General features: G+C 38.7%; 14 protein-coding genes and 1 pseudogene. All 15 read left to right on the forward strand.

All coding sequences use genetic code 11. The annotated features are described in order from the left end of the window. The first annotated feature begins 14 nt into the window (after positions 1–14). The 15 genes and pseudogenes from BR30_RS0119775 to BR30_RS0119845 all read left to right on the forward strand — a co-directional run bounded on the left by BR30_RS0119775 (position 15) and on the right by BR30_RS0119845 (position 13,455). Positions 15–1,478: an aldehyde dehydrogenase gene (locus BR30_RS0119775; protein WP_026566519.1), complete on the forward strand. Its 1,464-nt coding sequence runs from the start codon at positions 15–17 to the stop codon at positions 1,476–1,478. Positions 1,479–1,494: 16 nt separating this feature from the next. After that, complete coding sequence (locus tag BR30_RS0119780) at positions 1,495–2,271, forward strand: 2-keto-4-pentenoate hydratase (RefSeq protein ID WP_026566520.1); 777 nt, start codon at positions 1,495–1,497, stop codon at positions 2,269–2,271. A 21-nt stretch (positions 2,272–2,292) separates the two neighbouring features. Next, positions 2,293–3,075, forward strand: a complete 783-nt coding sequence (locus BR30_RS0119785; RefSeq protein ID WP_026566521.1) for a 2-keto-4-pentenoate hydratase — start codon at positions 2,293–2,295, stop codon at positions 3,073–3,075. Positions 3,076–3,159: 84 nt separating this feature from the next. Continuing rightward, positions 3,160–3,351 carry a 4-oxalocrotonate tautomerase gene (locus tag BR30_RS0119790; protein ID WP_269320635.1) on the forward strand — a complete coding sequence of 64 codons (192 nt, stop codon included), beginning with the start codon at positions 3,160–3,162 and terminating at the stop codon, positions 3,349–3,351. Between the two features lie 110 nt (positions 3,352–3,461). Next, on the forward strand, positions 3,462–4,310 hold the full coding sequence (locus tag BR30_RS0119795) for a DODA-type extradiol aromatic ring-opening family dioxygenase (RefSeq protein ID WP_026566523.1): 849 nt from the start codon (positions 3,462–3,464) through the stop codon (positions 4,308–4,310). A gap of 36 nt (positions 4,311–4,346) precedes the next feature. Further along, the gene (locus BR30_RS0119800; RefSeq protein WP_026566524.1) at positions 4,347–5,558 is read left to right on the forward strand and encodes a 4-hydroxybenzoate 3-monooxygenase; all 1,212 of its coding nucleotides are present in this window, start codon (positions 4,347–4,349) and stop codon (positions 5,556–5,558) included. Positions 5,559–5,717: 159 nt separating this feature from the next. After that, complete coding sequence (locus BR30_RS0119805; protein ID WP_026566525.1) at positions 5,718–5,909, forward strand: ATP-binding protein; 192 nt, start codon at positions 5,718–5,720, stop codon at positions 5,907–5,909. A 97-nt stretch (positions 5,910–6,006) separates the two neighbouring features. Next, a complete protein-coding gene (locus tag BR30_RS33980) occupies positions 6,007–6,921 on the forward strand; it encodes a DMT family transporter (protein WP_051633682.1) in 915 nt (304 codons plus the stop codon). Positions 6,922–7,273: 352 nt separating this feature from the next. After that, positions 7,274–8,164, forward strand: a complete 891-nt coding sequence (locus BR30_RS0119815; RefSeq protein WP_026566526.1) for a DMT family transporter — start codon at positions 7,274–7,276, stop codon at positions 8,162–8,164. Between the two features lie 222 nt (positions 8,165–8,386). Further along, positions 8,387–9,412, forward strand: a complete 1,026-nt coding sequence (locus tag BR30_RS0119820; RefSeq protein ID WP_026566527.1) for a LacI family DNA-binding transcriptional regulator — start codon at positions 8,387–8,389, stop codon at positions 9,410–9,412. Between the two features lie 72 nt (positions 9,413–9,484). Then, complete coding sequence (locus BR30_RS33985) at positions 9,485–10,501, forward strand: dihydrodipicolinate synthase family protein (RefSeq protein WP_081825510.1); 1,017 nt, start codon at positions 9,485–9,487, stop codon at positions 10,499–10,501. Next, the gene (locus tag BR30_RS38710; RefSeq protein ID WP_026566528.1) at positions 10,450–10,680 is read left to right on the forward strand and encodes an exo-alpha-sialidase; all 231 of its coding nucleotides are present in this window, start codon (positions 10,450–10,452) and stop codon (positions 10,678–10,680) included. The genes BR30_RS33985 and BR30_RS38710 overlap by 52 nt, the downstream gene beginning before the upstream one ends. Positions 10,681–10,701: 21 nt before the next feature. Beyond that, positions 10,702–11,361, forward strand: a pseudogene (locus BR30_RS38035) (exo-alpha-sialidase); the annotation flags it as partial. 179 nt (positions 11,362–11,540) lie between these two features. Beyond that, positions 11,541–12,566, forward strand: coding sequence for a Gfo/Idh/MocA family protein (locus BR30_RS0119840; RefSeq protein WP_026566530.1), 1,026 nt, complete (start codon positions 11,541–11,543; stop codon positions 12,564–12,566). 97 nt (positions 12,567–12,663) lie between these two features. Beyond that, complete coding sequence (locus BR30_RS0119845) at positions 12,664–13,455, forward strand: phytanoyl-CoA dioxygenase family protein (RefSeq protein WP_026566531.1); 792 nt, start codon at positions 12,664–12,666, stop codon at positions 13,453–13,455. Positions 13,456–13,568: the final 113 nt, after the last annotated feature.

A 13,568-nucleotide genomic window follows, 5' to 3' on the forward strand; every position in this document is an offset into this window, starting at 1 on the left:
GGAGGAATAAAAAGATGACTGTCGAAACAAGAGTAAAGGCAATCAATTGTTTGCATTTCATTAACGGACAATTTGTTGAATCACAAAACAAAAAAACATTTGAGAATATTAATCCGGCCACTGAAGAGGTAATGGGGATGGTTGCAGAAGGGGGAAAAGAAGAGGTTGACTATGCTGTAGCCGCAGCCCGCAGAGCATTAAATGGCAGTTGGAAAAAGATGACGACAGGAGAACGTTCAAAGATTCTTCGTCGAATTGGAGATTTAATCCTGGAAAGACAAGAGGAATTGGCACGGTTGGAATCGTTAGACACAGGTAAACCGTTCTGGTTGGCTAATAGTATTGATGTCCCGAGGGCTGCTTATAATTTCCACTTTTTTGCCGATTATATGATATCTGTTAATACGGATGCAAACCAACAGGATGACCTGGCCATTCATTATTCGTACCGCCGCCCAGTTGGGGTGGTTGGTATTATTAAACCTTGGAATTTGCCATTATTATTACTTACTTGGAAATTAGCACCATGTTTAGCAATGGGCAATACAGCCGTGATTAAACCAGCAGAATGGACACCAATGACAGCAACGGTATTGATGGAAATTTGTAAGGAAGCCGGAGTTCCAGATGGTGTGGTTAATCTTGTTCATGGCTTCGGACCAAATTCTGCAGGCGGCGCAATATCAGAACATCCGGATATTAATGCGATTTCATTCATTGGCGAGCCGGGAACAGGTTCTGCAATTATGAAGGCGGCATCAAGATCATTAAAAAGGCTGTCATTTGAATTAGGAGGAAAAAATCCAAATATAATTTTTGCCGACTCCGATCTGGATGAAGTGGTCGAAACAACAATCAAATCAAGTTTTATTAATCAAGGTGAAGTTTGTCTCTGTGGTTCACGCATTTATGTTGAACGCCCAGCATATGAAGAATTCCTCAACAAATTTGTAGCAAAGGTTAAAAACTTAAAAGTAGGACTTCCAGAAAATGAGGATACAAAGGTTGGGGCATTAATCAGCAAGGAACATTATGATCGGGTCAATAGCTATATTGAAATTGCCCGCAATGATGGTGCAACCATTCTGACAGGGGGAAAACGTCCGGATGGGTTTGAAAAGGGATATTATTTAGAACCCACGATTATCACAGGAGTAGACCGGAATTCCCGTTGTGTTCGTGAAGAAATTTTTGGGCCGGTTGTAACAGTTATGCCTTTTGATATGGAAGAAGAAGTGATCATGCAGGCAAATGATACCCATTATGGTCTAAGTGCAACGATTTGGACAAACGATTTAAGACGGGCGCACCGGGTTGCTCATCAAATTGAATCAGGAATTATTTGGGTAAACACTTGGTTTTTACGTGACCTGCGTACCCCATTTGGCGGGATGAAAAATAGCGGGATTGGCAGAACAGGCGGAATGCATAGCATTGATTTTTACTCTGAATTATCCAATATAACGATTAAATTATAAGAGGGGAGTCATTCTTTTGACAGATAAAATTAAGCAATATGCAGAAAAACTAGCTGAAGCGGAGAACACTCGGATTGGTACGGTTCCACTTACCTCAGAAGATTCAACGCTGACAGTAAAAGAAGCCTATTATATTCAGTTGGAAAACATTCAGCGCAAAATAGAGCAGGGCCAAATCATAGTAGGGAAAAAGATTGGATTAACTTCCTTGGCGATGCAGAATTTACTAGGTGTAGATGAACCTGATTACGGACATTTGCTGGATAGTATGGTGGTAGAAAATGGTGGTCAGATTAATATAGAGCAAGTTCTTCAACCAAAAGTAGAAGCGGAGATTGCCTTTATCCTAAAAAAGGAATTACGGGGGCCAAATCTTACAGCGCTTGATGTCCTTCAGGCAACCGATTATATTGTACCTGCTCTTGAAATCGTCGATAGCAGAATAAAAGACTGGAAAATTAAGTTGGCCGATACAGTGGCAGACAATGCCTCATCTGGTTTTTATGTGCTTGGCGGCAAGCCAACAAAAATAGAGGATATCGATCTTGAATTAATAGGTATGGTTTTAACGAAAAATGGTGAGCTGGTCAATACGGGGGTCGGTGCAGCCGCTTTAGGAAATCCCACAAAGTGTGTTGCCTGGTTAGCGAATAAATTAGCCGAATTTGATATCTCGCTAAAAGCAGGTGAAGTGATTCTTTCAGGGGCTTTGTCAGCAGCCGAAGCCGCTCAAAAGGGTGATACATTTACGGCAAGATTCGCTCATATCGGTCAGGTCAGTGTACGGTTTTAACCGTTTAAAGGAGGAAAGAGGATGAATCAATACAAAGAGATTGCACACTATTTAGAATCTGCGGAACTCGATAAGCGCGAGGTTGCCAAAGTCACGGTAAACTTGAAGGCTGATTTAACAGTGGAAGAAGCTTATCAAGTACAAAAAGAAATTGTACACTCGAAATTAAATGAAGGGAAAAAAATCATTGGCCCGAAAATGGGATTAACCAGTCAGGCCAAAATGAAACAAATGGGGATCGAAGAACCGATTTATGGATATGTGTTTGATTATATGATCATTGAAAATGGCGGTCAGGTGCCATTACATGAATTAATTCACCCAAAAGTTGAGGCTGAAATCGCGTTTGTGATTGGTGAGGATATTGAAGGTCCTGGTGTAACAGGGGCTCAGGTTTTAGCTAAAACCGAGTATGTTTTACCAGCCCTAGAGATTATTGACAGCCGGTACGAAAATTTTCAATTTACCTTACCCGACGTGATTGCGGATAATGCTTCAACTTCAAGAGTGGTGTTTGGTACCACCCTTAAAAAGCCGGAGCAATTTGAACTTGATTTAGTTGGGGCAATGCTTTCGATCAATGGTGAAATCAAGGAATTGGGAGCAGGAGCTGCGGTCCTTGGCCACCCTGCAAATTCCATTGCCATGCTTGCCAATATGCTGGCAAGAAAAGGGGAAAAGGTCCGTAAGGGTGATGTTATTTTAACAGGCGGGATTACGAGTGCAGTTCAATTGAAATATGGGGATATTGTAAGCGGTAAATTCGATGGTCTAGGTGAAGTGGCCTTTACAGTAACTGATTAATAATTTTTGGCACACGGTTGATTGAAGTGCCTGGAGCGGAAATCAACAGGCACCATTAACAGAGCCTAATTTTTAAAAAGGAGCATTTACATGCCAATTATTAATGTTCAAATATTAGAAGGAAGACCAAAAGAGAAAATAGAAGAAGTCATTCACAATATTACTAATACTGTTTCAGAAACATTAGATGCTCCAAAAGAGAGCATAAGAGTCATCGTAACAGAGATTCCAAAATCCAATTGGGGAATAGCTGGAGTACCAGTTTCGAAAAGGTAACCAACATATAAAGGGAGAGTATGGCGAAATGGGATATTCCGTCATGCTCCCAAGATTGTAAACAACTGATGTAAGCGCTAACTAAATGAATTTAAGTTTTGGAGGTTAATATGACGATAGAATTGAGTATGTTAGTGCCTCACGTTCCTAGCCTCTGTGACGAGGATCAAGTACCAGAATTCCAACAGGACATGGCAAGAGAAATGAAAAAAATGGGAAAACAAATTAAAGAAATAAATCCAGATGTTATTGTGTTAGTTTCCTGTCATTGGCCATCTACCTTTTTCCATTATGTCGACTGTACTCCTGTTCATAAAGGGATTCTTACGGCGTTTGAAGCACCGGACCTAATCAAGGATGTTCCTTATCATTATCATGGTGATGAAAAACTGGCAAATGAATTAGTAAAAGCGGGGGAAGAGGCCAACCTTCAAGTTCAAGGTGTGAACGATCCTTATTTTATTTGGGACTATGGGAGTGTGGTGCCTCTACGCTATCTTGTCCCAGACGAGGATATTCCGGTCATTAATTTATCAGTTACGCTCGCTGCGAGTTTAGAAGAAACCTATAAATGGGGACAGGTAATTGCCAAGATATTACGTGAAAGTGATAAAAAAGTGGTATTTCTTTCAAGTGGTGCCTTATCCCACAATTTAGTCCGAGGCAGACATAACAAGCCAACCGTTACCGAACATGCTTTGGATAAGCAGTTTATTGAATTTGTGATGAATAAAGATTATAAATCGGCTTATGACATGCTGCCGGAATATGCAAGAATGGCAAGAGTTGAATCAGGAGGACGACATCTCGCCATGTTATTCACGATGATTGAGGATGGTAGTGTACCTACTTATCTAGCAGAAGGCCAGTCCTCGGGAAGCTGGAATGCGCTAATTACATTTGAAAAAATTGAAACATCAAATTTAAAAGCCGAAGTTGAAAGTGAATTTGTTAAATAAATCTCTTAAAGATTTGGAAAGGAGGAGATGGTTTATATGCGTACTCAAGTAGGAATTATCGGAGCCGGTCCAGCGGGGCTGATGTTATCGCATCTATTACACATGCAAGGAATAGAATCGATTATCATTGAATCCCGTTCACGCCAAGAAATTGAGGGAACCATTCGTGCGGGGGTTTTAGAGCAAGGAACGGTTGACTTGTTAAATGCCACTGGTGTCGGTGAACGAATGATGAGGGAGGGGCATGTTCACGAAGGGATTGAATTGCAATTTAATGGCAATAGACACCGTCTGGATTTCGCTGAGTTAACCGGTGGAAAACAAATTATGTTATATCCTCAGCATGAAGTCATTAAGGATTTGGTTGCTGCCCGATTACAAGCTAATGGAACTATTTTCTTTAATGTTAGCGATGTTAAACTAGTAAATATTGAATCTACTCAACCCACAATAGAGTATACGAATGAATTTGGTGAGCCACAGGTCATCGAATGTGATTTTATTGCAGGCTGTGACGGATTCCATGGACCAAGCAGACAATCCATCCCAAAAAGCAAAAGAATTGAAAAACAGCAAATCTATCCATTTGGATGGCTGGGGATTATTGCAGAGACACCTCAAGTTAACCCAGAGTTAATCTATGCCCACCATGAACGAGGATTTGCCTTACTAAGTACCCGTACCCCATCTATTCAGCGCCACTATCTTCAAGTTGACCCACATGATGATATTGTAAACTGGTCAGATGATCGAATTTGGTCAGAACTTCATGCGAGAGTTGATATGGAGGGCTGGACTCTTCCACAGGGACCGATTATCCAAAAAAATATTGTTTCCATGAGAAGTTTTGTTTGTGAAACAATGCAATATGGACGTCTCTATTTATCTGGAGATGCTGCACATATCGTGCCTCCAACAGGAGCAAAGGGACTAAATTTAGCAGTAGCTGATATCCAAGTTTTGAGCCAAGGGATTAAAAAATTTTATGAACAAGGTAATCAGGATATCTTGCAAAAGTATTCCCAAATATGTCTAAAAAGGGTTTGGAGGGCACAAAGATTTTCATGGTGGATGACCACCATCCTTCATACCAACCAAAACCATAGTCCGTTTGAATACGGAATTCAGTTGACAGAACTTGATAATGTTACATCATCCCGAAATGCAGCAGCAAATTTAGCTGAAAACTATGTCGGTTTACCATTTGAACTCCCTTTATATAAGCATGAATTATCGCAAAAAAGGTAATGAGCCATAATCTATTAAAATAAACCGTACTAGGTTCATGCTAGTACGGTTTATTTTAATGAAATCAAATGTAATAATAACACCTTTTCCTCGTTTAATTGCACGTATTTCGATTGGCAGCTTTGGGTATAATCTTGCACTTATTACCGCACCGTATGATTGTGGAAGGTTGAAGATGGAAATATTACGATTCGATTATTAAAAGTGGAGGACAAAGCGGTAGTTGAGATTAGCGATATGGGTGTTGGTATAGAAGATGCAAATCTGAAGAAAATCTTTAGTCCATTCTATACAACGAAAAATGGGGAAAGTCTGATTCAAAAAAAGAGAAGCTATTCAAATGAAAGATGAATGGAGATTCGATAGATAATTCTTTCGATATGCGAAATACCGTGTTATACTTATACAAGTTATCAATGAAAACGTCCTAGAAGGGTTGTTTATTTAAATGTCTAGTACAATAAAAGCTTTTATAAGTCTCTTTCTGGTTTCTGTTTTGTGGGGGTTAAATTATCCAATCAGTGCCTATTTGCTCCAAGACTTTTCACCTGTCTTTTTATCAACTGTACGAATTTGTTGTACCTCACTTTTTTTGATTATCGTTGCCTTGATTCATAAAGGAATAAAACGCCCCACCATTTCAGAGTGGAAATTCCTAATTGGTGTGGGAATCTTTGGAACTCTGTTAAATCAAACCTTTTACTTTACTGGGCTGCATCATACAACACCGGCAAACGCCTCATTAATCATTTCCTTGGCACCCATAGCAACAATTTTATTGGAACGGATCATCTTTAAGGTCAAGTTTACGGTAAAAAAATCAGCAGGAGCCATTATAAGTCTAATTGGTGTTTTTTCAATAATTGGCGTTGGAAAGGGCGGTTTGGGAATCTCATGGGGCGATTTTAACATTCTAGTCGCCATGCTTTGCCTCTCGATTAGTCTATTATTTATTCGAGGTTTAGCGAAAACCATGAATACCTTTATTATTACCGTTTACTCCACCGTACTAGGAAGTGTACTGATGATTCCTGCAGCAGGAGTTGAAAATTTGGTAAGCGGCTCCTCTATCAGCCATTCCCTTTTCATGTGGATATTATTAGCTTTTGCTGGGATTATCGCTCAAGGAGTTGCCGGCTTTTGGTGGAATAAAGGTGTAGCAAGGGTTGGCGCAGGTACAGCTTCAATGTTCATGAATATTCAGCCATTTGTGGCCATCCTTGCCTCCCATTTTATTCTAGGGAATCATATCTTGTTGAATCAAATCCTTGGGGGTATTTTGGTATTGCTTGGAGTATTTATTGCAAATATGCCATCAATTAAAAATGTGGTTTCTACTGGACCAAATAAAGTAGCAATGTGAAAAGTCATCCCATTCAGGGATGACTTTTTTTGTATAAAAAATTGGAGCCGTAAAAATAATCATTTAGTATTTGATTAAAATTAAGAGGTCTCGGTCAAAATATTTAATTTTTAAAATATTCTGAAGGTTTCTATTTACTTCTGAAGAAATTCAGAGTTAAAATAGTATCATCTTATCTGTTGGTCTGACCACAGTCTTAAGGGGGGAAACTGATAGTCGAGAACAAAAACTCGTTTTAAATAAAACATTGGAAGGGATAATGTTATTTTAAGCTTTGAATTTTCACTGGTACTGTTTATAATAAAATCTTTATCTTTTTTGTAAAAATTTAAAAAAAGGAAGACAAAAAAATATGGGAATACTCTTACTCCTACTTTGCACTTTGATGTGGAGTTTTGTCAGTATACTTGTGAAAGCAACTAGTTTCTCGGTAGATAGCTATACTATTACGTTTTTACGCTTTTTTTTAGGTGTAATTTTCTTGTTTGTGTTTATTTGGATGAGTAAGAGGAAACTGAATTTCTTTTGGAAATCTAAATGGATATGGTATGGAGCACTTGGGAAAATTCTGAACTATCTACTAGAAAACTATGGTGTATCAATCGGGTATGCCTATGAACAAATCCTAGTGACGCCTTTTGTTACAATATTTATGTTACTTTTTTCTGTTTTTTATTTTAAGGAAAAAGCGACATTTCTCTCCTGGATATCGGTAACATTATGTTTAATTGGAGTAGTATTAATTAGTTGGAATGGTTTACCAATCCAAGATTTAATGAAGTTTGACCTTTTTTTGACTTTCATATTTGCTTTGTCTGCTGTAGGTGCCAGTATCCATTTTATGTCTCAGAAAATTCTGGTTGAAATGATGGATGCAGCTGACATGAATTTATCAATCTTTTTATGTTGCAGTTTGATAACGACTATCCCACTACCATCTCAGGCTAAATGGACAGGCGATTTCCACGAAATAACGATATTAGCTTTAATAGGTTTAGGATTAATTACTGGAATTAGCTTTTTAATATATGCTAAAGCATTGAAAAATGTTTCGTTTTTAATGGCCGCAATTCTGGGCAATTCCAGTGTCATATTCACCATCTTATGGTCATGGTTAATTTATAAAGAACCAATCACTAAATATGTGCTTGAAGGGTCAGTATTATTTTTAATTGGCATGAGTTTATTAAGTTTACCTAGTTCAAAAGTTTTGAAACCCAAAAAAGTCATCAAAGCCAGCTAGGAACTATGGAAAAACAATCTTTTTATCTTTCTTTTAATAGATTACTAATATAATAAAATTATTATAAATTTAATTGGTGTCGATCATTAATAAATGAGAAGTGAATTTTGATTTATTAATTGAATTTTCTAATAATTTTTAGGATTGTCATTGACAAAACTTAATCTGATAATATACAATTAGCTAAAACGTTTAACTAAATCGTTTAAGCAGGGTGATAACTTGGCTAGTATTAAAGAAATTGCAAACATTGCAGGAGTTTCCATCGGTACTGCTTCTTTCGTACTTAACGGAAAAGCTGATCAAATGAGAATTTCTAAGTCTACACAGGAAAAAGTGTTAAGAATAGCAAAGGAATTAGGCTATACTCCTAATATTTCTGCTAGGCGTCTTCGCAGCGGTGGAGAGAAAGTTCTCCCAGTTATCGCTATGCTATGGACCAAAAATGCTCGTGCTTCTCTCATTAGTCGTTTCTTGGAGGGGATCCAAGATAAATCCTCCTCGATAGATCAAAAGAGGGAATTTGAACTCCTGATTCAACCATACGAAAATGGCCATTTAGATAAATTGAACAGTTTAAAAACGGGGACTCGTTTTAATGGTGCCATTATTGCAGGGGCTACGGAAGCAGATTTGAATTATTTAGAATCCAATGATGTAAATGTCCCAATCGTTATATACCAAAGAAAATCGGCAAAATTTAGTACTGTTTCCGTAGAAGGCTTTACATCGGGAGAAAAAGTAGCCGATGTTTTTATGAAAAAGGGTCATAAAAAAGTGGGGATGATAATCCCGAAATTATCCAATCAAGCTATTTCTCTTAGAAAAGAAGGTTTTGTAAGTCGTGTTATCTATCATTCATTGGAACTTTCTCAGAGTAATATTTTAACAGGCAACTTTTCAGAGGAGGGAGGCTATCAATGTGTAAAGCAATGGCTGGCAGAACAAAAGGTATTACCAACCGCTATTTTTTCATTAAGTGATGAATTGGCAGTTGGGGCATTGACCGCTTTTCATGAAGCAGGAATACGAATTCCCGAGGATATTGAAATGATCGGTCATGATAATAATGATTTTACAAAATTTACTATCCCTTCTCTATCGACTGTTCATTTACCAGTGGAAGAAATGGCAGCCCAATGTGTGACGACCTTACTTAATCTTATTGAAAAACAGACAAGAGGTCCAGTTCATTTCACATTCGAATCCTCGATTGTTTTTCGAAATAGTTGTCTGGCCCCCTCATAATTAGATGTAATGAGGGAGTCTGCTGGATGCTTAAACGTTATAGCAGGATTATTTACATAGGAGGAAGCATGGATGTTCTTTTCTTTAAAAAATGGTGTTTGGCCAACGATGCTCACGTTATTTTCAGATGATAATCAAATTGATTATCCTGCCATGGAAAATCTGATTGAATGGTACCGTTCCAATGGTGTATCCGGACTGTTTGCTGTCTGTCAATCGAGTGAAATGTTCTTTCTTTCTCTAAAAGAAAGAGTGGAGCTGGCGAGATTTGTAAAAGAGAAAGCCGGAAGTGACCTGCAAGTTGTAGCTTCTGGACATATCTCTGACTCAATTGAGGATCAAATTGATGAAATAAGACAGATCGCCAGCACAGGCATTGATGCGTTTGTTTTGGTCAGCAATCGATTAGCGGCTGAAGAAGAGTCAGAGGAAGTTGTTAAACGTAATGTTGCGACCATCTTGAAGGAAATACCATCAGTAAACTTTGGCATTTATGAATGTCCATATCCCTATAAACGGCTACTATCTCCCTCCTTGCTAAAATGGCTGGCGGAAACAGGAAGATTTTTCTTTTTAAAGGACACGTCCTGTGACCTTCATCAAATTAAGGAGCGAATGCAGGCAGTTAGTGGAACAAACTTAAAAATATTTAATGCGAATTCAGCAACTCTTTTGGATTCTTATCAACTGGGTATAAGCGGTTTCAATGGTGTAATGGCAAATTTCCACCCTGAAATTTATAGTTGGCTGTTCAACAATTGGAAGGACAGCCCTGAAGCAGCATTAAAAGTACAGTCTTTTATCGGTATGGCAGCCATGTATGAATTACAGCAATATCCTGTCAATGCCAAGTATTATCTACAACTGGAGAGTGTACATCATTCCCTCTATAGTCGGTCAAAAAATCAAGCGGATTTCAAAGATTTTCAGAAAAAAGAAGTAGAACAACTAAGACTTATGACTAGCACGTTTAAAAAAACTCTTCTATCAGAAGCCATGATGTCTAATGATCTAGTAGTCCCAGGGGGAAAAGGAGAATGCAGCAGAAAAGAGGAACACGGATTAGTCGTCTACAGAAAGAATTATTAATCAATGAAAACCATAACTATTTTCACAATTGTCATGCTTCTACGATTGTGAAGTTGTCAAATCATGATATACTTGTGGCTTTCTTTGCCGGGACAAAAGAGGGAACCGGGGACATTGCGATTTGGATATCACGGAAAACTAAGAATGAATGGCAGGAGCCAAAAAGAGTCATCTTGTAGGAAGGCCTTCCTCATTGGAATCCAATTTTATATCAACAAAATAAGAAAATCTGGTTATTCTACAAAGTTGGTTTAGATGTGCATTCATGGATTACGAGGTTTGTGACGAGTGTGGATAATGGGTATACCTGGTCAAGGCCAAAAGAATTAGTTTCTTTTGACCCCACCCCGCGCGGTCCTGGAAAAAACAAAATCATCTCGTTATCGAATGGCGCCTGGCTGGCCGGAATTTCTATTGAAGGGATAAGAAATTGGGATGACTATACGGATTATTCTCCGAAACAAGGACTGACTTGGGAAAAGAGCCGTCTAGTGCCGGTTACCCACAAAATAGGGTCGTCGATCGAGAATAGGAATCTATGGGAAGGCTTAAAACAAGAGTCACTATGGGAAAATGACCTGGCAAAGGTTTCGCGTTGGGACGGAATCATCCAATAAGCCTTATGGGAATCTCAAAAGGGCCATGTTCATATGCTGTGCCGGAGTACAAGGGGCTATATCTACCGAAGTGATTCCAGCGACTTTGGAAGAACCTGGTGCGAGGCATATCCGAATTCATTGCCAAATAATAATTGCAGTATTGACGTTGTAAAAATGGAAAATGGGGCCTTGGCACTCGTCTATAACCCTGTTTTAGGAAACTGGTCGGCCCGTACACCCTATCACGATTTCCTTCTCTGAAGACAACGGGAATACATGGGAAGAGCATTATCATTTTGAAACAGAAAAAGGGGAGTTCTCCTATCCTGCCATCATCGCTGAAGGAGAAGAACATTTTTTGACCTACACGATGGATCGTAAAAATATGGCATTTATTCATCTTAAATTATAAGTATAAGCGGAAGAAGGGGACCTTAAACATGCTTAAAGTAGCTGTCATAGGAGTCAATAACATCGGAAAAATTCATTGTCAGACATATAGCGAGAATCCAGATGTCAAGCTTGTCGCTGTCTGTGACTTAGTCGAAGAAAGAGCAGCAAAGATGGCCAGTTTGTACCATACAAAATACTATACCGATATGAAAACCATGCTGGAAAACGAAGAAATCGACATCGTAAGCATTGCTACGGCCGGTGAAGAAAATGGCGGCCACCATTACTTACCGACGATGATGGCAATTGAGGCGGGTAAGGATGTTCTTGTCGAAAAGCCAATCTCTAATAATATTGAAGAAGCTCGGGAAATGGTCCGTCTTGCTGCGGAAAAAAATGTCCGCTTGGCGTGCAATCTAAATCATAGTTCTGTTCCCACAGCTTATAAAGGGAAAGAACTAATTGAAAAGGGCGAATTAGGGAAACTATTATTTTTAAATATGAAACTTGCGATTCAAAATGTGAAAGAAGCCACCCCGTGGTTCCATCTTCGTGCCCTCCATCCTCATTCAATAGATGTCTTGCAATATTTTGGAGGGGAAATAAAACGTGTACAAGCGTTTATGACAAAGGCACCTGGGCGCACAAGCTGGTCAACGGCATCCATTAATCTTGAATTTGCTTCTGGAGCAGTAGGACATTTAACAGGAAGTTATGATGCTTCTAGATTGCATCCGATTGAGTATTGTGAGGTAGCAGGAGATAAGGGCAGATTTGTGATTGATAATGTTTATGAGAAACTTACTTTTTATCCTCATCACAGTGATGAGCTTTTGGTCCAGCGAAATTCTATCATTACCGGAGTAGGGAATTTTCACCAAACTTTTAAGAATAGGCTTGATTGCTTTATTAGGGAGGTAAAGGAAGGGGTAGCGCCTCATCAAATTCAAGCTTCTGGTGCCCATGCATTGGCATGCCAAGAAGTTATTGAGGCAGCCATTCGTTCTCAGATGGAAAATGGAGCGGTAATCGATGTAACAAAGGTAAGTATGGAAGCGGTTAATAAAATTTAATTTTATTATAGTAGAAAAGTGAATTGAAGGGTGGTGAGAAGGCGGGGAAGACAGCCTGATTGTATGAATACGATACTACAAAGGAAGGAGGAATAAAATGGTAAAGATGATGACTACAGATCAAATTGATTTTTATAGGACCAATGGCTTTATTCAGATTGATGACCTTCTGAGTAATGAGGAACTTGATGAATTAAGGCAGTATGTGGATGAATCAATGAAAGAACACAATCTTACAGCTCTTGATTCTCCAGATATGGGTTCTTATTACCGAGTTTTGAATCAAAAGGTTAATAGTTGGCAAAATCATGCAGGTATGGCCAAGTATAGCTTTCACCCTCTTTTTTGTAATATTGCCCTGCAATTAACGGGAGCAAGTGGAATGCGCTTTTTCCATGACCATATCCTATTTAAGATGCCTGGAGATTCCAAACCGACTCCCTGGCACCAAGACTTTCCCTATTGGCCAATGAATGAGCCGGGGGCAATGTCGATCTGGATTGCCCTTGATGACGTAAACGAACAAAACGGCTGTATGATGTTTGTTCCTAAATCACATAAGGCAGGAAAGTTTAAACCTATTAATTTGGCAGATCCAGAAGATATCTTTCAATATACTAAAAACTTAGAGATAGATAGAAACACACCAGTTATTTGCCGGATGAAAGCGGGAGGTTGCACCTTCCATGATGGATTAACCTTTCATTATGCACATGCCAATCACACGGACAAACCAAGACGAGTTTTTGCTATTATCTATTATCCTGAAAACACAACCTACAACGGCAAAAAACATATGGTAACCGATGGAATGGAATTGACAGTGAATGAACCTATTCAGGGTGAATGGTTTCCATTGCTATCAAAAAAAACTGAATCTGCCACCTAGAAATTAATCAGTTAATCATTAGATTCGGAATATTGTAAATTTTGGTTGTATTAAAAGAATATTTTCTCTATAATAATAATTAAATTCAAACACAAACAAAAGTTAAATGATTA

The organism is Bacillus sp. UNC41MFS5 (assembly GCF_000686805.1).